We start from the raw sequence: 23,917 nt of genomic DNA, 5'->3' as shown, positions 1-23,917 counted from the left end.
AATTATATATCCATAAATATTATATTTTGAACAAACGTACTTTTTATTTTCTCCTAGTTATTTTTACTACTATTTTTAGTAGTAATGTAAAAGCACAGATATTAGATCCTGTTAGTTGGTCTACATCTGTAGAAAAAATTTCAGAAACAGAATACGACTTAGTAGTAAAAGCTACTATAGATGGTTCTTGGCATTTGTATTCTCAACATTTAGAAGAAGGCGGACCCGTAGCTACTGAATTTACTTTTGCAGAAAGTGAGGACTATACATTAGTAGACTCACCAACTGAAGAAGAAGGACATTCTGCTCCAGAACCTGCTTTTGATAATATGATGGTTAAATATTTTGAAAACTCTGCAATGTTTAAACAACGTATAAAACTTGTTAACAAAGAGTTATCTATTGTAAACGGAGAAGTAAGTTATATGGTTTGTAATGACTCTAAATGCTTACCTCCTACTTACAAAGACATTGTATTTAATGTAAAAACAGAAAAAACTCCTGCAACAACAGAAGCTAAAAAAGACGAAACTAATACTAGCAAAGAATCTAAAGAAAAAGATAGTTCTAAAAAGGGATTATTTTCTATATTCTTTTTAGCATTTTTATCTGGGTTTGCAGCCTTGCTAACTCCGTGTGTATTTCCTATGATACCTATGACAGTTAGTTTCTTTACAAAACAAAGTAAAACTAAAGCTAAAGGTATACGTAATGCAGTTATTTATGGCCTTTCAATTATTATAATATACCTTTTATTAGGTATTATAGTTAGTGCAGTTTTTGGTGCAGATGCATTAAATGCGCTTTCTACCAATGTATGGTTTAATGTTATTTTCTTTTTACTATTATTAGTATTTGCAGCGTCATTCCTTGGAGCTTTTGAAATTATGCTACCAAACTCATGGGCAAATAAAGTAGACAAACAAGCAGACCGTGGTGGTTTGGTTGGTATTTTCTTTATGGCTCTTGCTTTAGCTATAGTTTCGTTCTCTTGTACAGGTCCAATTGTTGGTACATTGTTAGTACAAGCGGCTTCTGGTGGTAGCCAAATAGGACCAATTGTAGGTATGTTTGGTTTCTCTTTAGCAATTGCATTGCCATTTGCGTTATTTGCAGCTTTCCCTGGTTGGTTAAACTCTTTACCTAAATCTGGTGGCTGGTTAAACTCTGTAAAAGTTGTTTTAGGGTTTTTAGAACTTGCATTAGCATTTAAATTTTTATCTAATGCAGATATGGTTTTACAAATGCATTTATTAGAGCGTGAAGTATTTATAGCAATATGGATAGCTGTTTTTGGAGCCTTAACTTTATATTTATTTGGAAAATTACAATTACCACATGATTCTCCTTTAAAACATATTTCTGTAGGTAGATTAAGTTTAGGTTTGGTAACATTGGCATTCACAATTTATATGATACCTGGTTTATGGGGAGCTCCATTAAACTTAATTAGTGCTTTTCCCCCACCACAACATTATAGTGAGTCTCCTTACGGTGTTGGTAATATGCAAAATGGTGGTGGCGCAGCTACACATACTCAAGAAATACCAGAAGGTGCACATTTAATGGCACCCCATAACATACTTGCTTTTAATGACTATGAAAAAGGATTAGCTTACGCTAAAAAAGTAAACAAGCCCGTTATGATAGATTTTACAGGTCACGCTTGTGTAAATTGCAGAAAAATGGAGCAAAACGTTTGGGTAAAAGACAACGTATTAGATGTTTTAAAGAATGATGTTATTTTGATTTCTTTATATGTTGATGAAAAAATTAAGTTTGAAGGCGAAGCTCCTGACTCTAAATTACGCCCTGGAAAAAAACTACGTTATACTGGTCAGCAATGGAGTGAGTTACAACAAATACGTTATGGCACAAACGCCCAACCATATTACGTTCTTATAGACCATGATGAAGAAAATTTAAATGATCCAGTTGCTTATACACCAGATGTAACTGAGTATCACAACTGGCTAAAAGAAGGAGTAGGTAATTTTAAATCTAAAAAATAATTGGTATGCATTTTGCAAACCTAAACTATAACCTTAAAAAAAATATAATGAAAAAATACATTTTAGCAGCCGTAGTTTTAATGATTAGTATAAGTTCTTATGGACAAATATTAGAGCCAGTAAAATGGACAACATCAGTAAAAAAAATATCTTCAACAGAGTACGATTTAATTGCTACCGCAACAATAGATACTGGTTGGCATTTATATTCTCAAAATGTTCCTGAAGGCGGGCCAATAGCTACTACTTTTATTTTTGAAGAAGGTAGTAACTATAAACTATCTGGAAAAACAATAGAAGAAAAAGGACATACTGTAGATGACAAAATGTTTAATATGAAAATTACATATTTTGAAAGTAAAGCAAAATTTACACAACGTGTTAAATTAGCAAAACCAGGAAAAACAAATGTTATTGCAGAAGTAGAATTTATGGTTTGTGACGACACTAGATGCTTACCTCCTACATACGTAGATTTAGATTTTGCAATACAGTAAAAAATAATTCATAAATAACTTTTAAAAAGAGAGTAGCTAATTGGCTACTCTCTTTTTTTTACAAAAAACTCAATTTAGTTGGCTAAAAGATTAACCATCATTTGCTACGGTCTTAAAATTTCTTAAATTTGCTTTTATACTAATTTTTATAGCATTTTAATTTATGGGAAGAGCGTTTGAGTTTAGAAAGGCACGTAAAATGAAGCGTTGGTCTGCAATGTCTAAAGCATTTACTCGTATTGGTAAAGACATTGTAATGGCAGTTAAAGAAGGTGGTCCAGATCCAGATTCTAACTCTCGCTTAAGGGCTATTATACAGAACGCAAAGTCTGTAAATATGCCTAAAGATAACGTAGAGCGTGCTATTAAAAGAGCATCAGACAAAAGTTTAGGAGACTTTAAAGAAGTTCTTTTTGAAGGATATGCACCACACGGTATTGCTATTTTAGTAGAAACAGCTACAGACAACAATACAAGAACTGTTGCTAACGTACGTAGTTACTTTAATAAATGTAACGGTAATTTAGGTACTTCTGGTTCTGTAGAATTTATGTTTGACCATACTTGTAACTTTAGAATACCTGCTGAAGGTTTAGACCCAGAAGAACTAGAATTAGAGTTAATAGATTTTGGTGCAGAAGAAGTCTTTGTAGATGATGATGGCATTTTAATATATGCTCCTTTTGAAAGTTTTGGTGCCATACAAAAAGAATTAGAATCTAGAGAGTTAGAAATATTATCTTCAGGTTTTGAGCGTATACCACAAGTAACAAAAGCTCTTGATAATGAAGAGCACGTTGCAGAAGTAGAAAAGCTTTTAGAAAAATTAGAAGAAGATGATGACGTACAAAACGTTTATCATTCTATGCAAGAATAATATACAGTAAATACAATACAAAAGGCCTTCAAAATATTATTTTGGAGGCTTTTTTATATCAAACAACCACATTAGCAACTACCTATGAGCTAATGCAGCTTAATTAATAAAATATTAAATTACATCTAAATACATTTTTTGTAAGAAAATTAATACATTTATAATAGGTTTAATAACCTACTATGATTTTATATTAACCTATTAATTTTTAAAAATGAAAAAATGTATTACTTTTTTTTGGCTGTTACTTACTTCAATTATTTTAAACTCACAAAACCATAATTGGCAAAGAACAAACCCCGGAGGTGGTGGTTGGTTTGGGTCTATTGGAGTAAGCAAATCTGGCATTGTATTAGCCGGAAGTGATTTAAGTGGAGCTTATAGAAGCAAAGATGGAGGAAAAACTTGGGACGTTTGTGGTAACTCTAGAGGAATTAGTGGAACTCATATATCTGGTATGGGATTTCATAAAACTAAAGGTAATGTAATGTTTGTGGCCAGTAACGGACTTTACAAAACTACAAACGGAGGAGATTCTTGGAGAGTTGTGCTACCTGATGGTAACAAAGGATATATAAGTGATATTGAGTTTGGCACCAATAACCCATCTATAGGTTATGCTGCAAGACATCAAGGAAACTGGAACACTTTAAATGCCGAAATTTGGCGTACTGTTAATGAAGGAAATACTTGGAAAAGAGTAGATGTAGATTTACCTAATACTAGAATAATTAAAGTTGTAGTAAATCCTAAAAAAGCAAATGAAGTGTACGTTATAACAGGAAAAGGAAGACCTGTATGTGCTGTAGCAGATGTTTATAAAAGTACCAATGGAGGTAAAAATTGGAAAAACATAACTGCAAACAATAATTTTGGAGGATTTACAGAAGTAGCAGATTTTGCAATTGACCCAAATAATCCTAATACACAGTACCTTACTGCTGTAAAAGCTGACTGTAGTAATAAATTCTGGACAGAAGGTTTAGATAGTAAGCTTTATAAAAGTACTAATGGCGGTAACTCTTGGTTTCAAATACAAGAAAGAGGAGGTATTATATTAATTAATCCAAGAAATTCTAATGTTACAACTATAGACACTAGGGCTACTGCCACTTGGAATCCTCGTTCGGGAACTTGGGTCTCACAAAATAAGGGTACAAATTTCACAAAACTAGGAGATGTATCAACCTGGGAAACAGCATCTCAAGGAAATACACAAGGTACTTACGGCAGTATTGGCGATGGGTATAGTAGAACAATAGCACAAGACCCGTCTAATCCAAATAACTTATACTGGACAAATTCGCAATGGGTATTGGGATCCAAAGACGGAGGTGAAAAATTTACTGTAATGCACAGTAATAAAGAAGGAGCTAAAGATTGGCAAAGTACTGGGGTAGACAATTTGGTTAACATAGATGCAGAAATAAGTAAAAAAGACCCAAATTTAATTTATCTAGCACTTGCTGATATGGGTATATGGAGAAGCTTAAATAAAGGAAAAACTTGGGAGAACTGTAACACTGACGACGCAAAATACGGTTGGGGAAATGGAAGAGGTGGAAACTTTCATTCTATTGCATCAGACCCTTCTAGGTCTAATGTTGTTTGGGTTACTTGTAAAGAAGGTTACATACTTAAAAGCACAAACAAAGGAGAAAGGTCTAGTTGGGTAGAAAAAAATAAAGGAATTTTATCTAAAAAATATGTAAATGGCCTTTCTATTAATACAAAAAGCCCCGTTAGCAATAGAACCCTTTATGTAACAGCTAATGGAGATGTATATAGAAGTAAAGATGACGGAAATAATTGGTCTAGAGTATTACAAGGAAAATTTTGCAATCATACCCAAGTAGATAACTTTAACGGTAACATTGTTTATGCAGGAGGCACTAAAGGTTTATGGAGGTCTACAAACGGTGGGGACAATTGGCAGAAAGTAAATCAATTAAGTGATTTACCAAGTAATAATAATGATTTAGACATTAGAATTAAATCATATAAAGGGATTAGTGATATTGTTACAGATCCAAACAATGCAAATTGGGTATATGTTGTAGTAACAGGTTTTGGAGAAAACAGAGGTTTATACCGTAGTAAAAATAAAGGAAACAGCTGGGAAAAAATTCTTACGGATAAGTATATGAGAAAAGTAGCTATTATGCCAAAAAACTCAAATATTATTTATGCTACATCTTCAAGTGCCATTGGTTCTGGAGGATTACTTAACGGAAGTAATGGTATATGGTTTTCTAACAATGCCGGCGCTACGTGGACTAAACAAAATAATGGCGCTGCTTACCCTTTATTTAATGCCATAGACGTATCAAACGAAAACAAACCCTATGTTTTAGCTGGTTCTCAGGGTACAGGTTTTCAAAAAGCCGAAGTTGTATTGCCTAACACCAGAAGTTTAATTAATACTGGAGGTAATTTAGAATTAGAAAGTAGTACTCCTAAAAAGCTAAGTATACACCCAAATCCTGTAGATAATATTTTATATATAAGTGGATTATCAAAAAAAGAACACTTATTCAATATCTATAACTCAACCGGAATAGCTATTATAAACGGAAGTATTGCTGTTTCAGAAGATATAACATCTTTAGATGTAAGTAACTTAAAAAAAGGTGTTTATATTTTATCTATTGATAATGAAACAATTCGTTTTTTAATTAAATAGATGAACTATATAAAATCTAATTTTAGTTATAATTTTTACCCGAAATAAATTAAACATATTAAAAAAGCTGAACAATTTAAAATTGTTCAGCTTTACTTATTTTATTATCAATACAAAAACTACATATTATTTTTAACCCTACCTTCTACTCCTTCAAAAAAAGCTTCGTAGGTTTTAAAATCTAATTCTGTATTACCTGTAGTACCTAGAGCTTCAGATATTTTTATTTCTTTTTTACCATAATCAAATGCCACCATAACTATAGGTACATTTGCTTGTTTTGCAATGTAATAAAACCCTGTTTTCCATTTAGAAACTTTACTACGTGTACCTTCTGGTGCTAAGGTTAAATGTATTTTGCTAGTGTTTTTTATCAAGTCTGCACAAGCATCAACAAAATTATTACTCTTTGTACGGTCTATTGGCATACCGCCTTGCCATCTAAAATACCAACCATAAGGCCATTTAAACAAGCTTTTTTTTCCAACAAAATTAAACTCTTCATTAAGAACTCTACGTATAAGCAAGCCTAAGAAAAAATCTAAATTGCTAGTGTGTGGTACAACTATTACAACACATTTATCAATTTTTGGAAAAGACCCATTTAGAGTCCACCCCATTATTTTAAAATATATAAATTTAGCTATTGCGTGCATCATCAATCTCTCTTCTTAAAATTTATCTCTTTTTCTACCGCAAAAATACACTACTCGTTATCTAATTTATAAACGTAATGCATTTTTTTATCAATTAAAGATTTAGGAAGGTTTTTAAAAACCATATTCCTAATTATAGATCCAAAGCCTAAATGTGCTATTTTACCTGTTATCCAAGACTGGTTTACAATAGAAGAAACTTTTTTATAACGTACTTTTTGAAATTCTTCAAATGCATTTTCCGTTTTATTTTTAGCAATAATTTTAGCTAAAAAATAGGCGTCTTCAATTGCTTGCGCACCACCCTGCCCCATATTTGGTGTTGTAGCGTGGCCTGCATCACCTAACAAACATACCTTATCTGAATACCATTTTTTAATTGGTTTAAGATCTATAATGTCATTTCTAAGGATATTACTTGTTTCTGTATTCTCAATTAAATCTTTAACTACAGTTGTATAATCATTATACTTTTTAAGTAAATCCTCCTTTAAAGTCTCTCTATCATCCGTTAAAAATGGCTTACTTTTAACTACCGCAAACCACGAATTTTTATCTTTAGAAAGCTTAGAAATACCAAATCTTGTTTCTTTTCCCCACATTTCTAAACCACGATGATTAAATTCTTCTGGCAATTTATACTCTGTAACGCCACGCCAACAGGTTTGTCCGCTGTATCTAATTTTACTTTCTGGAAATAGTTGCTTACGTATTACAGAGTTTATACCGTCTGCTGCAATTACAAAATCTACCGTAGTTGTAGTAGCATCTAAAAACTGAAGTTCTACTCCTTTATTAGTTTCTGTGTAACTCTCCAGACCTTTTCCCCAGCTAATATTAGAATTAGCTACATTTTTAGCCAGTACTTTTTGCAATTCTGCCCTATGTATAGCTATAGTAGAATAGCCATACTCCTCTTTAGCTTCATCTTGTCTACTGTCTGTAAGTGGTTTTAAATCTGCTGTTGCTATTGTTATGCGATCTATAGAGTTACCTGCATCTTTAATCTGATCTAAAATACCCAACCACTCATACACTTTTAATGCATTTGGAGCCAACCATATTCCTGCTCCAATAGCATTAATACTTTCTGCTTTTTCGTATAAATGATACGGTATACCTAACTTTTTAAAAGCCAAAGCCGTTGTTAAACCTCCAATACCAGCACCTATTATAGCGTACATTTTATTTTATTTATAGTTATTTATAAAATTACTACAAAAAAAGCCGAAAGTGCATACACACTTTCGGCTTTTTTTAAATTATATAAAAGTCTATTATATTTTTGCGTAAATAGATCTTAATTTCTCTGGTGTTGCAGTTTTTTTCCAATCTTTACCTAAAGCATTTTCCCAAAGCGGCTCTAAGCTTAAGGCAACATTAATCATAGTTGTAAACTCATCTTCAGTAAGATCTTTACAAATACCAGTAGGTAATGTAATATTATGTTTATCCATCATTTTATAAAACAATTTTACACCTTCAGGATAAAACTCTTCTAAATGATTAAACACTAAACAGTTTCCTATACCATGTTTTACTCCTAATAAATAAGACAATCCATAACTTAACGCATGTGCTACACCTACTTGTGAGTAAGCAATACTCATTCCACCGTGCCAAGATGCCATCATTAATTTGTCTCTAGACTCGTCTTCTGGAATATCTTTTAAATACACATCATTACAAAGCTCCATTGCTTTTTCGCCATAACTTTGACTAAATGCATTTAAAAAAGTACCTTCTAAAGACTCTACACAATGTATGTAGCAATCCATACCTGTGTAAAACCACTGATCTTTTGGTACGCCTTGTGTTAAATCTGGATCTAATACAACCTGATCAAAAGGAGTGTAATCTGAGTTAATACCTAATTTACGTTCTGGTCCTAATAATACTGTTGTTCTAGAAACCTCTGCACCTGTACCACTAATTGTAGGTACACCAACGTGATAAATAGCAGGGTTTTTAACCAAATCCCATCCTTGGTATTCTGCAGAACTACCTGGATTGGTTAACATAATAGCTACAGCCTTTGCCATATCTAACAATGTACCACCACCAATACCAATAATACCAGAAGGCAACTCATTATACTCTGCTTTAATTTGTTCTACTAAAGCATCTACTTGGTACGTTTTTGGTTCAAATTCTGATGAAACAAATATAGCTTTATCATTCTCTACCAAAGGTATTCTGGCAGCTAACTCTTTGCCTTTAAAAACATCATCAATTAAAAAAATAAAAGGTGCATTAGCACTTTTACGTTTCAATTTTAAAATATCTCCTATTTGGCTAAAACTACCGTTCCCAAAAATTACTCTAGGTACCATTGGGAAATTTCTATATGTTGTCATAGTATTATATCTATTAAGTATGATAAGACAAATTTAAGCAAACCTATCTTGTTATATGAATTTCTTATTCTAAAAAAATGTTATTTTAAATAGTCCAAAATATCTTCAATCTTGTCTAAAGTTAAATAGGTATTAGATTCCTCTTCTTCTTTAGATACCGTTTCATGAACCCAAGTGGTATGAAAAGGAATGTGTACCGCCTGTGCACCCAACTTAACAATAGGTAACACATCAGACTTTAAAGAATTACCAAGCATTATAAATTCTGATGTTTTAATTTGAAGGTGATCTAACAAGTTTTTATAGTTCTCTTCCTTTTTATCACTTAAAACTTCTACGTGATGAAAGTATTTTTTTAATCCAGATTTTTCTAACTTTTGTTCTTGATCTAATAAATCTCCTTTAGTTAAAACTATTAATCTGTATTTAGACTGAAGCTTTTGTAAAACAGACTCAACACCTGGTAATAACTCTACCGGTTGCTCTATCATCTCTTTACCTATATCTAAAATTTTAGCTATTACAGAATTGTTTACTTTATTGTTAGACAGTTCTAAAGCAGACTCTACCATAGACAATACAAATGCTTTTATGCCGTATCCGTACCGACCTAAATTTTGCATTTCCATTTTAAAAAGCTCTTGATCTATTTTGTTTTTAGTCTCATACCCTTCTAACAACTCTGCAAAACGTTCTTCTGCCTCTCTAAAGTACGTTTCATTAACCCAAAGCGTGTCATCGGCATCAAAACCAATAACTTTTATATTCTTATAATCTACTTCCATTCTGCCTGTGCTCTTTCTAAATCCTCTGGCGTATCTATCTCTATACCAGATGTATTATCTACAATCATTTTTATTTTTTTACCATATTCTAAATAGCGTATACACTCTACTTTTTCTGAAGCCTCTAAAGGCAACATTGGTAAATTATAAAAATCCATTAATGCAGATTTTCTAAAAGCATAAACACCTTTATGCTCGTAGTATTTAAGACCTACATTTTTTTCTCTAGGATATGGTATTGGAGAACGAGAAAAATACAGTGCAAAATTTCTGTTATCTACTATAACTTTTACAAAGTTTGGATCTTTAATATCTTCTTCATTTGTCATTTCAGACATAATAGTGGCCAGATCTATTTCTTTTTTATCGTCGTTTTTAAAAACAGATAACAACTCTTCTAATCCTTCTTTTGGAGTAAAAGGCTCATCACCCTGAATATTAAAAACAATATCTACATCCATATTTTCTACAGCCTCAGCTATACGGTCGCTACCACACTCATGCTCCTTAATACTCATTATAGCTTTGCCACCAGCTTTTGTAATAGTATTGTAAATAGTATCGCTGTCTGTAACTACAAATACATCATCAAATAAATTTGTTTTTACAGCTGTTTCATAAGTTCTAACAATTACGGGCTTACCCGCTAAATTTTGCATTAGTTTACCTGGAAATCTAGATGCTGCATAACGCGCAGGAATCATTGCAATAATCTTCATGTATCTCTTTTTCTATTTTTTACGTTTGGGCATTAATTTTCTGTACATTCTAAAAATTAATGCTAGTATTATTACTACCAAAACAGCTCCAATTACAGGAGCTACAATGGTTGCTGTAGAAACAACCACAGCTGTGCCTGTTTCTACAGTTGCTACAATTGGGTTTGCTAAACCACCTGTTGTAGCCGTAGATGTTAATCTTGTTGCGGCAGAAGTACCTTTAATAGCGCTAGCTGTACCACCACCAGCAATAATTGCCAAGGACCAAGTTATAACTGGGTCTAAATTTGCAACTGTAGATACCATAACTGCGGTACCTGCAATTGCAGCCAAAGGTATGGCAGCAGAATCTAATATATTGTCTACCCAAGGAATAAAATAAGCAAAAATTTCTACTACTGTTGCTACTCCTAAAACTATTAAAGCTGGTAAGCTCCCAATCCAGTTCCAACTTTCATTTAGCTCCCATACACCAAAGTAAGAGGCTAAACTTAATGCAAATAAAGGTAAAAAGACTCTAAAGCCTACAGATGTAGCCAAGCCTATCCCTAAAAAAATACTAATAATGGTTTCTGATGTCATTTGTAATGGTTTTATGTGTTTAAGTTGCTCTTAAAAGCAGCTATATGGTTAGTTATACACATATATTGTACCAAAAATAGGCTATTCCCAATCAAGAAAAAAATCGTTCTTAAATCCTATTAAATACAATTGTTTTTTAGCTCTTGTTACTGCAGTATATAACCAACGTAGATAATCTTTATCTATACCATTAGGCAAATATGGTTGCTCTACAAACACAGTGTCCCATTGCCCGCCCTGACTCTTGTGACAAGTAATAGCATAGGAGAATTTTACCTGTAGCGCATTAAAATATTTGTTATTTTTAACCTTTAAAAACTTTTTATATTTAGAGGTTTCATCTGCGTAGTCTAACATTACCTCTTGGTACAACCTATTACTTTCTTCATAAGGTAAAGATGGTGTTTCTGCATCTATAGTATCTAAAAGTAAAACGGTTTCAAAAGCTGGCATATTAGGATAATCTACCATTTTTACATTAACCTCTGCAAACCTAAAACCATATAATTCTTTTATAGCAAAAATTTCTAGTACCTCTAATATATCTCCGTTAGCAATAAAACCAGCCTCTGTGGTTGGTTTTATCCAGAAATAATTATTTTTAACTACCATCATGTAATCACCTGTAGAAATAACATTTTCTAGATATAAAATTCTATTTCTAATATTTGCATTGTACAAATTTGCTCTTTTGTTAGAGCGTACTATAAAAGCTGTTTCTTCTTTTCCATTTTTAGAGTAAGAATCTTCTATAGCTTCTAGAATGTCATTACCTTCTATTAAACGTACTATGTCTTTATACGGATTCACATCAAACTTAAAATCATCAAAAAAACTGCCGTGTAATTGCTCTCTTAAATTGGTGGCGTTCATTAAAATACCAGAGTCTTCAGCTTGCCTCATAACTTCATCTAGTTCTACCCTGGTTACATCTTTATTGTAATTTAAAGATAACCTGTCTTCATCCAAAGCCGGACTAATATCTAACCTAACGGGTGGTAATTGAGCCGTATCTCCTATTAAAACAAGTTTACAATTGTGTCCAGAATATACATAAGACATTAGATCATCTAGTAAAGATCCGTTTTCAAAAAGTTTAGAATCAGTTGGAGCATCGGGTATCATAGATGCCTCATCTACTACAAAAATTGTATCTCTGTGTTTGTTTGGTGCCAATGTAAACTGCACACCTCCTCCACTTTGCTTTTTAGGAAAATATATTTTTTTATGTATGGTTAAAGCCTTTGTATTTGCATAGTTAGACATAACTTTTGCAGCCCTACCAGTTGGAGCTAAAAGCACAGCTTTCATTTTTATATTCCACAAATTTGTAACTATAGTTCCAATAATTGTGGTTTTTCCTGTACCTGCGTAACCTTTTAAAAGAAAAAGATTGTCCTTATTTTTAGATAATAAAAACTGAGAAAGCTTCTCTAAAGTGATGAGCTGCTTTAAAGTAGGCTCAAAAGGAAATTTTTCTTTTAAAATATTAAAGAATGATGTAGGGGTGGGTAGATTCATAAGTGTTCAAAGATAATGATGAAATTTAAGGTGAAATACTTTTGTGATTAAAAAAAAATTGTAGATTTGTGTCAAACCACTAAATAAAAACAACATTATAATAATGAAAACCGTAATTAAAATTGTTCTTTGGTTAGCAGCTATCTTTTTTGGATACATGATATACCAATCTGTAAATGGTCCTATAGAGTTTAAAAAAGTAAAACAAGAGCGCTTCCAAGCTGTAGTTAATTCTTTAAAAGATATTAGAAACATACAAGAAGCTCACAAATCTGCCACTGGTAAATTTGCTCCTAACTTTAATGCTTTAGTTAAGTTTGTTGATAACGGAAACTACTACATTATACAGCAAAGAGACTCTTCTTATATGGAGTATGATAAAGACTTTGGTATTGATTTACAAAGAGATGTAAAAATTGTAGATACATTAAATATTATACCTGTAAAAGATTCTTTATTTAAGAATGATGACAGATATAAAACACTTAAGTTTGTTCCTTTCTCTAAAGATGGTAAAGCTGAAATACAAATGAGTACTTCTACTATTGAAAAAGGTGGTAAACAAGTATCTGTATTTAAAGCATTTGTTGAAAAAGATGTAGTTTTATACGATCAGCCAAAAGACTTAGTAGCTAGAGAAAATGCTCAAAATAGTGTTGAAGAAATAAATGGTACTGAAATTATAGTTGGTGACTTACAAGATGTAAGCACTAGTGGTAACTGGCCTCCAATTTATGACAGAAAAGCAAAAAAATAATACATTAGATACTACATCTAATTATAAAAAATTGTCCATTCAAATTAGTTTGAATGGACTTTCTTTTTGTGTTGTTGATACTCTAGATAATACTGTATTGGCTTCTGAAAGAAAAATATTTGATACCGAACTTGATAGTTTAGAGCTAGAAAAAGAATTGGTAACTATGTTAAAAGAACATAACATTACCAATAATACTTACGCAGAAGTAATAGCCACACACAGAAATACGCTATTTTGCTTTGTTCCAAAATCTTTATTTGTAGAAGATGAAGCTCATAATTATCTAAAATACAACACAAAAGTTTTAGCAACAGATCTTATAGCACAAGATGAGATTGCAAACTTTGACATTGTAAATGTTTTTGTACCATTGGTAAACATTAACAACTACATTTACGATCTGTTTGGTGATTTTACATACAAACACAGTTCTTCAATTATAACATCATCTTTATTAAATGCAAATACAAATAACGATATTACTTGTTATGTATATGCATCTGAAAGACAAATGGATATTATTATAATTGACAAAAAGAAATTACTCCTTTTTAATAGTTTTGAATATACTACCACAGAAGACTTTTTATATTATTTACTTTTTACGTGCGAACAATTAAAATTAAATAATGAAACTGTTTTGCTTCGCTTGTTTGGAGACATAGAAGAAGATAGTACTATTTACAAAAATTGCTACAATCATTTTAAAAACATTTGTGTGTACGCACCAGACCATAGTACATTTCAACTAGGAGATTTTACTAAAAAAAATATAGACTTTACCGCTTTAAACGCTTTATAATGCGCATAATATCAGGAAAATTTAAAAGTAAAAGGCTAACAGCACCAAAAAAATTGCCCGTTAGACCAACAACAGATATGGCTAAAGAAGCCCTATTTAATATTTTAAATAACCATTATTATTTTGAAGATATAAGTGTATTAGACCTATTTGCTGGCACTGGTAACATAAGCTATGAGTTTGCTTCTCGCGGAACAGAAAATATTATTTGCGTAGATGCAGACTATGGTTGTATAAAATTTATTAGTCAGACTGCTAAAGATTTAGAGGTAGATATATCTACTATTAAAAGTGATGTTTTTAAGTATCTAGAACGTACATCTATTAAATCTACTATTGTTTTTGCAGATCCTCCTTACGATTTCTCTAAAGAAAATTTTGCCAAAATACCTGAGTTAGTTTTTAAAAACGACTTGCTTACTGAAGATGGTTTGTTAATTGTAGAACACTCTAAACACACAGATTTAGAAGATTTACCAAATTTTTCATACCTAAAAAGATATGGTGGCAGTGTTTTTAGTTTTTTTGAAATTAAAAATGAAGCTTAAAAAAGAGCAGGTCATAAGCCGGATTCTGTAAAGCCAATAAGTAGCTCCTCTATCATTTATCTAGACTTTTGGTTACCCAAAAGCTCAAACCGCCTACCCTTTAGCTTGGGCGTGTACCCTTATAGCGCTAATTTACATGGCGTTGCACCGCATAGAGTTTACCTGGTTTCACTACAGCATTACCTGTACATACTTTCTGCTGCACTTGTCCTCGTTTTACAACGGACGGGCGTTACCCGCTATGCTACACTATGGTGTCCGGACTTTCCTCTTTACAAATCAAGTTTGTAAAGCGATAGAGTAACCTGCTCGCGGCAAAGGTAATTTAATTGTTGATAAGTAAGTACTATATCTTTACAAAAAACAAGGTAAAATAAGAGGGTATTTTTATATTTGTAATATAAGAGTAGTTCACTAAAAAAAAGCATAGTAATTGGAACCATTTGTAGTATCAGCTAGAAAATATAGACCCCAAACATTTAAAGATGTTGTTGGGCAACAAGCTATTACAAATACACTTCTAAATGCCATACAAAACAACCATTTAGCACAAGCTTTGTTGTTTACAGGTCCTAGAGGTGTTGGTAAAACTACGTGTGCTCGTATTTTAGCAAAAATGATAAACTCTGACGGAGAAGAAAACTCTGAAGAAGACTTTGCTTTTAATATTTTTGAACTAGATGCTGCATCTAACAACTCTGTAGACGGTATTAGAAGTCTAATAGATCAAGTACGTATACCACCACAAGTTGGTAAATACAAAGTATATATTATAGATGAGGTGCACATGCTTTCTCAGGCAGCTTTTAATGCTTTTCTTAAAACATTAGAAGAACCACCAAAGCACGCTATTTTTATTTTAGCAACTACAGAAAAGCATAAAATTATACCAACTATTTTATCTCGTTGTCAAATATTTGATTTTAAACGAATTACAGTTAAAGACGCAGCAGAATATTTAAAATATATTGCAGAAAACCAAGGTATTGAAGCAGATGATGATGCTTTACATATTATAGCTCAAAAAGCTGATGGCGCAATGCGAGATGCTCTTTCAATATTTGATAGAGTTGTTAGTTTTTCAGGCAAACAATTAACCCGTAAAGCAGTTACAGAAAACTTAAATGTATTAGATTACGATACATACTTTACTGCTACAGATTATATATTACAAAATGATATCCCTTCATTACTAATACTATTTAATACAACACTTAGTAAAGGTTTTGATGGTCACCATTTTATTATTGGCTTAGCATCTCATTTTAGAGATCTAATGGTTTGTAAGCATCCAAACACAATAAACTTATTAGAAGTTGGGGACGAAGCTAAAAAACGCTATTTAGAACAAACGCAGCAAACAAATAATGCTTTTCTACTAAAAGCAATAGATATTGCAAACAGTGCAGATCTAGATTACAAAACAAGTAAAAATCAACGCTTGTTAATAGAACTTGCCTTAATGAAATTAGCCTCTATCACTTTTGATGGAGAAAAAAAAAATCCTGAATCTCTAGCTTTACACAATCAAATTATATCTTTAGTACCTGCTTCTCATTTTAGAAAAAGCAATCCAAATAGTACCCAAACTACTAAAGCTAAAGAATCAACACCCAGTACAGAGCAAGCTACAGTAGCTAATACCACTACAGAAACAGCTCCTGTTGCTACTCCAAAATCTGTTACACCTACTGTTGTATCAAAAACAAATACAGCAACCGCAGAGGTAGCTACAGCTCCCGCAATAAAAAAATTAGACATAAATGCGCCTAAAAGAGTTTCTGGCTTATCTCTTTCTAGCTTAAAAGCAAAACAACAGCACAAATTAAATAAAGTTGATGTTGTTGTAGACGAGAGTAAACTACCCAATGAAGACTTTGCTGTAGAAAAATTACAAGAATTATGGAATATTTTTGTAAATAAAATTGAAGCTGAAGGTCAACGTATTTTAGCTTCTAACTTAAATAGTGACACTCCTACTTTAAAGGATAGAACAACTATTAGCATACAACTACCTAATGACACTATGAAAAAAGAGGTTGAACGTGAAAAGTACGACCTTATGGAATACCTAAAAAAAGAGCTAAATAATTATTTTATTACTCTAGAAGTTACAGTTAATGAAGAAGCTGTAAAAAAGTTTGCGTTTACTCCTGAAGAAAAATACCAAAAATTAAGAGAAAAAAACCCTGTAATAGACTTACTAAGACAGGAATTTGATTTAAGTATATAGTAATAATTGACCTAGTTTTATTAAAAACGATTTCTACAACCAAAATTAAGACAAAGTACCAACTCCTCTAAAACAAATAGTTACGCTTTACAATTAACAGTTTTTTACTTACAAATACATCTAATAAACTATTAGAAACAAATTACATTTAGTACAGTTTTTAATTTGCGAAAAATTAAAAATATACAAATGAAGAAAAACAATTTTAAGTCAATTATCTCTGCATTATTAATGATTATAACAATAATATCATGCTCAAATAAAGATGATGACTCAAATGAAAAACAAGACTCTATAAAAAATAATGATCCGCTTGTTTATGAAGGCGAAACTACTAATGATAGATTAGCTGATAACGAAGAAAGATTTTACTCAAACAAAATACCCAACAAACAAATAGTAGTAAACTTAAATGGCGATTGCAACCCTATAGATAGCGATATATTAAATAACGAAATAGAATCATTATCCAATGAAGGCGGAGGTATTATAAGAATACCTAAAGGCAGATACTGCTTTAGAGATATATTATTAAGATCTAATATTCATTTAAAAATAGACCCTGAGGCTGTAATAGAACCAGATTTAAGTGGAAATATTTCAAATCAAAACATAACCATATTTGTTGTTGGTGAAGATTTTTATACAGAAAACGTTGCAATAACAAGCTTAGACGAAGATAATACTGATAAAAGTACCTGGTTTAAGTCTAACATTCCTAATGGAGAATATGGAGGTGTTAAATTAGTAGAATTTGGTAATGTGAAAAATTTCAAATTATCTGGGGTAACATTAACAGATAGCTTCTCTAAGTTTTCTAATATTGTTTTAAACCTACCTTCTAGTTCAAAAACAGATGAAATATCCACAAAAGGTATTATAAAAGATATATTTATGACTAATATGCATGTTGGCTATGGAATTATACAAATGCAAACCGGCAGAAGTATTTTATGTAAAAATTTAAGTGGTGAAGGCGGCATTACAATGAGAGTAGAAACTGGTGCCGCAGAAACAAATATGGTAAATGAAAAAACTGTAGACGATATTGTGGTTAGAGATATTTACGTTAAAAATGGTGATGCTGCTATGAATTTTTCTCCTCACAGAGTAGATCAAGGCAGAGTAGATGTTGAAAGAGTTGTTGCTATAAACTCAACGCATGCAGTACAAATAGCTGCTGGTTTTTTAGATAATAATACTAATGGCATAAATAATTTAGGTACGTTTGACAGTAAATCTTACGTTGGAGACGTGACAGTTACTGGTGGCTATGGAGCACAAGTTAAAGGAAAAGACTATAAATATTTTGGATGTGATAAACGAAAAGAACTAATAGAAAAATGCTATAATCCAGATGACGAAAGTGTTACAGGTTCATCTATAAGTGCTGTTAGAAATAACGCTAGTATCAACGCTGATTGCGCTAACGGTAGTGAAGGTGGTTGTTATGAAATAATTATAGGAAGAATAACTAAAACCAATGAAGATTTTGAGCTAGATGATTTTTTTACTTACCCAAGCAGTGAAGTAAAAGGTTGTCCTAAAGTTGAAAAACCTAAGGAAGGTAATTGCAATTAATTAGTTCTTAAAATAAATAAAAAAAGCGTCTAGTTTTAAAACTAGACGCTTTTTTTTATTTACTTCTCTCCCATTGCATACTGCAAACCTCCATAGAGATGTGCCAAAAACACTGGATTTTTAAAAGTAACTTTTGTGTGTCCTAAACCTGTATAAAAAGCTCTACCACCATCGTACTCATGATACCAAGCCATAGGATGCTTATCGCCATTTTTACCACCAGTATAACTCTTTTCATCTAAATTTAAAAGCACATTAATATCCTTATTTATATCTTTATAGTTATACCACTCATCAACTTTTTCCCAGGTAGTGTCTAACATTTTTGTTGAGGAATGCGTATTATCTACAACTTGTAAAGTAGCTTTTTGAACTTTAGGATGACCGTTAAAATAACCTCCAACTAATTTATTATACCACGGCCAACTATATTCTGCATCTGCTGCAGCATGTATTCCTACATAACCTCCTCCAGATCTAATATAATTTTCAAAAGCAGCTTGTTGTTTTTCATTTAATAAATCTCCTGTAGTATTTAAAAACACAACAGCTTTATACTGCTTTAAATTAGCCTCTGTAAACATATCTGCATTAGCTGTAGTGTCTACAATAAACTTATGCTCCTTAGCCATTTTTTCAAAAGCAATAACACCATCCTCTATAGAACCATGTCTAAAGCCCTCTGTTTTTGTAAATACTAAAACTTTTGAACTTTGTAAACCACATGAAAAGAAGGTTACACTTAAAAATATAAAAACAAAAACTTTTAAAAAGGTAGATTTCATATAATAGATTTTATAAAATTGGTTGTTATTAATAATTGGTAAGTTAGTAAAATTATGAAAATGTAACCTATTTATTTTCAATTAGATAAACACACACCAAAAGAACAGTTATTAGTAATAATAAAATTAAAACACTGATTAACAGAGTGTTAATGTCATTTAAGTTATTATAAAATAGAATTATTCATTTAACAAATAGTACAAATTTGTTACTTTTCTGATTATTTTATTTCATTATTGAATGATTTATACTACATTTAGGCTTTAGTATAATTTTAACAAAAACACCACTAATTGTATTCTACTACAATAACAAGTGTTCTTAAAATAAATATTATATTTAAAATAACTGATCAACCAAAACCTTTAAAAGGCATATTTTCTATATTAGAAAATATGTCTTTTTTATTTGCATACAAATCAATATGACTATTTTTGCAGCTAAATTTGTGTGCTATGCTAGGTTTAAAATTACCAACAGACCCAAGATGGGTTAATATTGTAGAAAAAAATATTGATGATATATTAACAGATCATGCTTTCTGTGAGCAAAAAGCAGCATCTACAGCAATTTCCTTAATTGTAGGTTTTCCAGAGTATACAGACTTAGTACAGGAAATGGTAGCCTTAACTAGAGAAGAAATGGGACACTTTAAAATGGTACATGACCGCATTATAGCACGTGGTAACACTCTTGGTCGTGATCGTAAAGATTTGTACGTAATAGACCTTTTAAAATTTTTTCCAAAAGGAGGTAGCAGAACAACACAATTGGTACACAGGTTGTTATATGCTGCATTAATAGAAGCGCGTAGCTGTGAACGCTTTAGATTATTATCTGAAGAATTAACAGACAAAGACTTAGCTGAATTTTACCGTAAATTAATGATTAGCGAAGCAGGACATTATACAATGTTTTTAAACTTTGCTAGACAATATGGAGACCGTGAAGAAGTTGACCAAAAATGGCAAGACTTACTAGAATATGAAGCTGAACTAATGAAGAATTTGGGTGAAACAGGTAATGTACACGGCTAATACTAAATAGAATCTTTATTTTTTTGATACAGCGTCTTTATCATACCATCTGATAATCCTATTTTTGGCACATGTATTTTTTTAGATCCAGACCATTTAGCTGAAGATAAAAAAATACGTGTTGCTGGTATAATTACATCTGCTCTATCCTGGTTTAAACCAAGTTCAGATACTCTATCTTCATAACTCATACTCTCTAAAAAATGATACTGAGCATTTAGCCAAATATAAGATAAAGGCTCACCTATTTTACGGCCAGACATTTTATGTAACTTATTTATATTACCTCCAGAACCAATTATAGATACTTTAGGCAAGTCCTTTGTATAAAGCTTTATCCATTCTTCAATTTGGTTCCAAACTTTAACACCTACCATATCATTTAGCAATCTTACAGTGCCAATTTTAAAAGATTTTGATGCCACCAATTTCCCTTCAGAAAAAACAGTAAATTCTGTACTACCACCTCCAACATCTATATATAAATAAGCTTGGTCATTATTAATAAGCTCCTTTAAGTCTGTAGAAGCAATAATAGCAGCTTCCTTTTTACCATCAATTACTTCTATATTAACACCTGCCTCATTACGAATTTTTTCTATAACCTCATAACCGTTATTTGCTTCTCTAATTGCAGATGTAGCGCAAGCCATATAACTATCTACACCATTTACACTCATAAGTAATTTAAATGCCTTCATAGCATCTAACATACGCTCTATATTTCTCTCAGATATTTCACCTACTGTAAAAGAATCTTCACCCAAACGTATGGGCACCCTAACTAAAGAACTTTTCCTAAATTCGGTTTTCTTGTCTTTAGTTTCAATAATATTATGTATTAATAAACGTATGGCATTGGAACCAATGTCTATTGCTGCAAGTTTAAAAATCTTCAAAATATAAGTCTATTTACTTAATTGCTTTTTATAATAATCATACAATTCAAACTGAGAACGCAATTCTGGAGCATCGTTTATACGATAAGCATTATCTTGTTTATCTGAAAAGATACGTGCTTTTAAGTTATCATTCCATGAAATATCAAAAGTTTCTAATAATTGTTGTTTAATATCTCTGTCATAAATAGGACAACCAACTTCCACTCTAAAATCTAAATTTCTAGTCATCCAATCGGCTGAAGAAATATACACTTTAGGATCTCCGTCGTTTCCAAAAACAAAAAGTCTAGTGTGTTCTAAAAATTTATCTACAACACTAATAGCTTCAATGTTTTCACTCATTCCCTTAACACCAGGAACCAAACAACATACACCTCTAATAATTAACTGTATTTTTACACCAGCATTGCTGGCCTCATACAACTTATCTACCATTTTATAAGATGTTAAGCTATTCATCTTAATTCTTATAAATGCTTCTTTTCCTGCTTTTGCGTTTTCAATCTCTTGATCTATTAACGCTCTAAAAGCGTTTTTTGTATAATGAGGTGACACAATTAAATGTTTGTACTTATGAACTTTATAACTAGTTTCAAAAAAATCAAAAACTTTATTTAACTCTTTTAATATAGGTGAGTGCGCTGTAAAAAGAGTATAATCTGTATATATTTTAGCTGTAGACTCGTTAAAATTACCTGTACTAATAAAACCATATCGTTTTAAACCTTCAGCTTCTTCTCTCTCTATAACACATATTTTACTATGCACTTTTAAACCTGGCACACCAAAAATAAGCTTTACTCCTTCTGCTTGTAGCAATTCTGCATACTGTATATTTGCTTGCTCATCAAACCTAGCCTGTAACTCTATTTGCACAGTTACCTGCTTGCCGTTTTTAACAGCATTTATTAATGAAGACACTACCTGAGAATTACTTGCCAACCTGTAAACGGTTAACTTAATGGTTCTTACCTGCGGGTCTAAAGCTGCCTCCCTTAAAAATTTAGTGATGTAAGAAAAAGTATGATAAGGCGTATATTGTAAATGATCTTTTACTGCTATTTGCTCTAAAATACTACCTTCAAAATTAAAATCTTTTACCAATAATGGCGTAATCTTATCATACATAAGATCTTTACGCCCAAGACTAGGAAACTTCATATAATCCCTACGATTATGGTAAATACCACCAGGAATAATACTATCTGTTTCTTCTATTCCCATTTTCTCCATAAGAAAAGACAGCGTATCTTTTGCTATTCTTTTATCATAAACAAAACGTACAGGATCACTAATTTTACGGTGCTCCACACTAGAAGAAATTTTCTCTATAAAACTTTTACTTAAATCGTTATCTATATCTAATTCTGCATCTCTAGTTATTTTAATCATATGTGCAGATATAGACTCATAAGTAAACATATTAAAAATATGGCGCAGAGAATATCTAATTAAATCATCTAAAATAATAATGTAGTTTTTATCACCCTCTTTAGGTAGCACTACAAAACGATCTATATCTTTGGGTATTTCTATTAAAGCATATTTGTTCTCTGGCACATCTTCCGCACCATCTAAACTGGTTAATACCATTTTAACTGCCAAATAAGCCGCAGTATCTTTTAGTAAAGGAAACTCTCTTAAATCATTTAAAACAATAGTCATTAATCGCGGACTTACCTTTTCCATAAAGTAAGTCTTAATAAAATCTGCCTGACTTTTACTAACCTCTTTTTCGTTAATAATAAAGATATTTTCTGCCTGCAGTTCCTTTTCAATATCACCAAGAATCTTTAAACTTTTTGTTTGTTGTTTAATTACAATCTTAGTTATTTCCTCAAGTAAATCTTTTGCTTTTTCTCCCCCTAAAACACTTTTACCTGTTTTACCAGCATCTACAATACGTTTTACAGTAGCATAACGCACCTTAAAAAATTCATCTAAATTATTAGAGAATATTCCTAAAAAACGTAATCTTTCAATTAAAGGCACTTTAATATCTGCACTTTCTTGTAATACACGCGCATTAAAGCTTAACCAGCTAATTTCTCTATTTATATATTGATTTTTTGACTTAATCATTCTTTAAATGTTTAGGAAATATTACATTCTGCGTATTGCCTTTTACAATACCACTCCACTCCAAAGTATTAAAATTTAACTCTACCAAGCCCGCTGTTGGCACATTCTCTATCTCTTTATCTCCGTACATATTTACAATGTGAGTTAAAGCGTGGTTGTGACCAAAAATAACAACGTTGTTAAACTTGTTATCTAAAGATTTTATAAAGTTGATAACATACTCTCCAGAAAAATCATAAAGCTCATCATAAATACGCAACTCACTAGAAGGTATATTTAAGACCCTTAAAAAGATATTACAAGTGTGTAATGCTCTATTAGCTGGACTTGAAAAAACAGCATCAATAATTGGCTCTTTTAGTGCACCAGCAACCAAATAAGCATCGTTAATACCACGTTCCAACAAAGGTCTATCTCTGTCCGATACATTGTAATTCCAAGAGGATTTTCCGTGACGAATTAAAGTAAGTTTTTTCATTTAATTTTAATACTATTAT

21 protein-coding genes and 1 other RNA gene are annotated in these 23,917 nt (G+C 31.6%); 10 read left to right on the top strand and 12 right to left on the bottom strand.

The annotated features are described in order from the left end of the window. Positions 1 to 59 precede the first annotated feature (59 nt). The 4 genes from Q4487_RS00900 (at position 60) to Q4487_RS00885 (ending at position 6,069) form a co-directional block, all read left to right on the top strand. The gene (locus Q4487_RS00900; RefSeq protein WP_303542829.1) at positions 60 to 2,012 is read left to right on the top strand and encodes a protein-disulfide reductase DsbD; all 1,953 of its coding nucleotides are present in this window, start codon (positions 60 to 62) and stop codon (positions 2,010 to 2,012) included. A gap of 47 nt (positions 2,013 to 2,059) precedes the next feature. Beyond that, the gene (locus Q4487_RS00895) at positions 2,060 to 2,509 is read left to right on the top strand and encodes a protein-disulfide reductase DsbD domain-containing protein (protein ID WP_303542426.1); all 450 of its coding nucleotides are present in this window, start codon (positions 2,060 to 2,062) and stop codon (positions 2,507 to 2,509) included. A 163-nt stretch (positions 2,510 to 2,672) separates the two neighbouring features. After that, on the top strand, positions 2,673 to 3,386 hold the full coding sequence (locus tag Q4487_RS00890; RefSeq protein ID WP_100896281.1) for a YebC/PmpR family DNA-binding transcriptional regulator: 714 nt from the start codon (positions 2,673 to 2,675) through the stop codon (positions 3,384 to 3,386). A gap of 214 nt (positions 3,387 to 3,600) precedes the next feature. Further along, positions 3,601 to 6,069, top strand: coding sequence for a T9SS type A sorting domain-containing protein (locus Q4487_RS00885; protein ID WP_303542423.1), 2,469 nt, complete (start codon positions 3,601 to 3,603; stop codon positions 6,067 to 6,069). Between the two features lie 119 nt (positions 6,070 to 6,188). Here the strand turns inward: Q4487_RS00885 and Q4487_RS00880 are convergent, their stop codons facing one another. The 7 genes from Q4487_RS00880 to Q4487_RS00850 all read right to left on the bottom strand — a co-directional run bounded on the left by Q4487_RS00880 (position 6,189) and on the right by Q4487_RS00850 (position 12,689). Further along, positions 6,189 to 6,725, bottom strand: coding sequence for a 1-acyl-sn-glycerol-3-phosphate acyltransferase (locus tag Q4487_RS00880; RefSeq protein ID WP_303542828.1), 537 nt, complete (start codon positions 6,723 to 6,725; stop codon positions 6,189 to 6,191). Positions 6,726 to 6,775: 50 nt separating this feature from the next. Beyond that, a complete protein-coding gene (locus Q4487_RS00875; protein WP_303542420.1) occupies positions 6,776 to 7,909 on the bottom strand; it encodes an FAD-dependent monooxygenase in 1,134 nt (377 codons plus the stop codon). Between the two features lie 93 nt (positions 7,910 to 8,002). Then, on the bottom strand, positions 8,003 to 9,082 hold the full coding sequence (locus Q4487_RS00870) for an iron-containing alcohol dehydrogenase family protein (protein WP_303542417.1): 1,080 nt from the start codon (positions 9,080 to 9,082) through the stop codon (positions 8,003 to 8,005). An 80-nt stretch (positions 9,083 to 9,162) separates the two neighbouring features. Beyond that, on the bottom strand, positions 9,163 to 9,867 hold the full coding sequence (locus tag Q4487_RS00865; RefSeq protein WP_100896286.1) for an HAD family hydrolase: 705 nt from the start codon (positions 9,865 to 9,867) through the stop codon (positions 9,163 to 9,165). Further along, a complete protein-coding gene (gene kdsB / locus Q4487_RS00860; RefSeq protein WP_303542414.1) occupies positions 9,858 to 10,586 on the bottom strand; it encodes a 3-deoxy-manno-octulosonate cytidylyltransferase in 729 nt (242 codons plus the stop codon). Before kdsB ends, Q4487_RS00865 begins: the two co-directional genes overlap by 10 nt. 12 nt (positions 10,587 to 10,598) lie before the next feature. Beyond that, on the bottom strand, positions 10,599 to 11,168 hold the full coding sequence (locus Q4487_RS00855; RefSeq protein WP_100896288.1) for a DUF4126 domain-containing protein: 570 nt from the start codon (positions 11,166 to 11,168) through the stop codon (positions 10,599 to 10,601). Positions 11,169 to 11,249: 81 nt separating this feature from the next. Continuing rightward, positions 11,250 to 12,689, bottom strand: coding sequence for an ATP-dependent RecD-like DNA helicase (locus tag Q4487_RS00850; RefSeq protein ID WP_303542411.1), 1,440 nt, complete (start codon positions 12,687 to 12,689; stop codon positions 11,250 to 11,252). Positions 12,690 to 12,792: 103 nt separating this feature from the next. Between Q4487_RS00850 and Q4487_RS00845 the strand changes: the two genes are divergently transcribed. From Q4487_RS00845 to Q4487_RS00835, 3 genes are read left to right on the top strand one after another with little or no spacing between them, the layout of a single operon-like run. Next, positions 12,793 to 13,446 (top strand): hypothetical protein, encoded by a 654-nt coding sequence (locus Q4487_RS00845; protein WP_100896290.1) that lies wholly within the window; start codon positions 12,793 to 12,795, stop codon positions 13,444 to 13,446. After that, positions 13,424 to 14,251 (top strand): DUF3822 family protein, encoded by an 828-nt coding sequence (locus Q4487_RS00840; protein ID WP_100896291.1) that lies wholly within the window; start codon positions 13,424 to 13,426, stop codon positions 14,249 to 14,251. Before Q4487_RS00845 ends, Q4487_RS00840 begins: the two co-directional genes overlap by 23 nt. After that, on the top strand, positions 14,251 to 14,799 hold the full coding sequence (locus Q4487_RS00835) for an RsmD family RNA methyltransferase (RefSeq protein WP_100896292.1): 549 nt from the start codon (positions 14,251 to 14,253) through the stop codon (positions 14,797 to 14,799). Before Q4487_RS00840 ends, Q4487_RS00835 begins: the two co-directional genes overlap by 1 nt. Here Q4487_RS00835 and rnpB read toward each other — a convergent pair. After that, an RNA gene (gene rnpB / locus Q4487_RS00830) (RNase P RNA component class A) lies at positions 14,799 to 15,111 on the bottom strand. The genes Q4487_RS00835 and rnpB overlap by 1 nt on opposite strands. A gap of 121 nt (positions 15,112 to 15,232) precedes the next feature. On the opposite strand from rnpB, the gene Q4487_RS00825 reads away from it, so the two are divergent. Next, positions 15,233 to 17,032, top strand: coding sequence for a DNA polymerase III subunit gamma/tau (locus Q4487_RS00825; RefSeq protein WP_303542407.1), 1,800 nt, complete (start codon positions 15,233 to 15,235; stop codon positions 17,030 to 17,032). 189 nt (positions 17,033 to 17,221) lie between these two features. Further along, positions 17,222 to 18,613 (top strand): hypothetical protein, encoded by a 1,392-nt coding sequence (locus Q4487_RS00820; RefSeq protein WP_303542405.1) that lies wholly within the window; start codon positions 17,222 to 17,224, stop codon positions 18,611 to 18,613. A gap of 59 nt (positions 18,614 to 18,672) precedes the next feature. On the opposite strand, the gene Q4487_RS00815 is transcribed toward Q4487_RS00820, so the two are convergent. Continuing rightward, positions 18,673 to 19,398, bottom strand: a complete 726-nt coding sequence (locus Q4487_RS00815; protein WP_303542403.1) for a ThuA domain-containing protein — start codon at positions 19,396 to 19,398, stop codon at positions 18,673 to 18,675. A gap of 456 nt (positions 19,399 to 19,854) precedes the next feature. On the opposite strand from Q4487_RS00815, the gene Q4487_RS00810 reads away from it, so the two are divergent. After that, a complete protein-coding gene (locus Q4487_RS00810) occupies positions 19,855 to 20,436 on the top strand; it encodes a tRNA-(ms[2]io[6]A)-hydroxylase (RefSeq protein WP_100896296.1) in 582 nt (193 codons plus the stop codon). A gap of 2 nt (positions 20,437 to 20,438) precedes the next feature. Here the strand turns inward: Q4487_RS00810 and Q4487_RS00805 are convergent, their stop codons facing one another. From Q4487_RS00805 to Q4487_RS00795, 3 genes are read right to left on the bottom strand one after another with little or no spacing between them, the layout of a single operon-like run. Then, positions 20,439 to 21,335: a Ppx/GppA phosphatase family protein gene (locus Q4487_RS00805; protein WP_198519442.1), complete on the bottom strand. Its 897-nt coding sequence runs from the start codon at positions 21,333 to 21,335 to the stop codon at positions 20,439 to 20,441. A gap of 9 nt (positions 21,336 to 21,344) precedes the next feature. After that, positions 21,345 to 23,420, bottom strand: a complete 2,076-nt coding sequence (ppk1, locus tag Q4487_RS00800) for a polyphosphate kinase 1 (RefSeq protein WP_100896298.1) — start codon at positions 23,418 to 23,420, stop codon at positions 21,345 to 21,347. Further along, the gene (locus Q4487_RS00795) at positions 23,413 to 23,898 is read right to left on the bottom strand and encodes a histidine phosphatase family protein (RefSeq protein WP_100896299.1); all 486 of its coding nucleotides are present in this window, start codon (positions 23,896 to 23,898) and stop codon (positions 23,413 to 23,415) included. The genes ppk1 and Q4487_RS00795 overlap by 8 nt, the downstream gene beginning before the upstream one ends. Between the last annotated feature and the right edge of the window lie 19 nt (positions 23,899 to 23,917).

Origin of the sequence: Cellulophaga sp. 3_MG-2023, assembly GCF_030546975.1 — a bacterium.
In the GTDB taxonomy this organism is placed as follows: domain Bacteria; phylum Bacteroidota; class Bacteroidia; order Flavobacteriales; family Flavobacteriaceae; genus Cellulophaga.
This window is presented reverse-complemented; position numbering and strand designations above follow the sequence as displayed.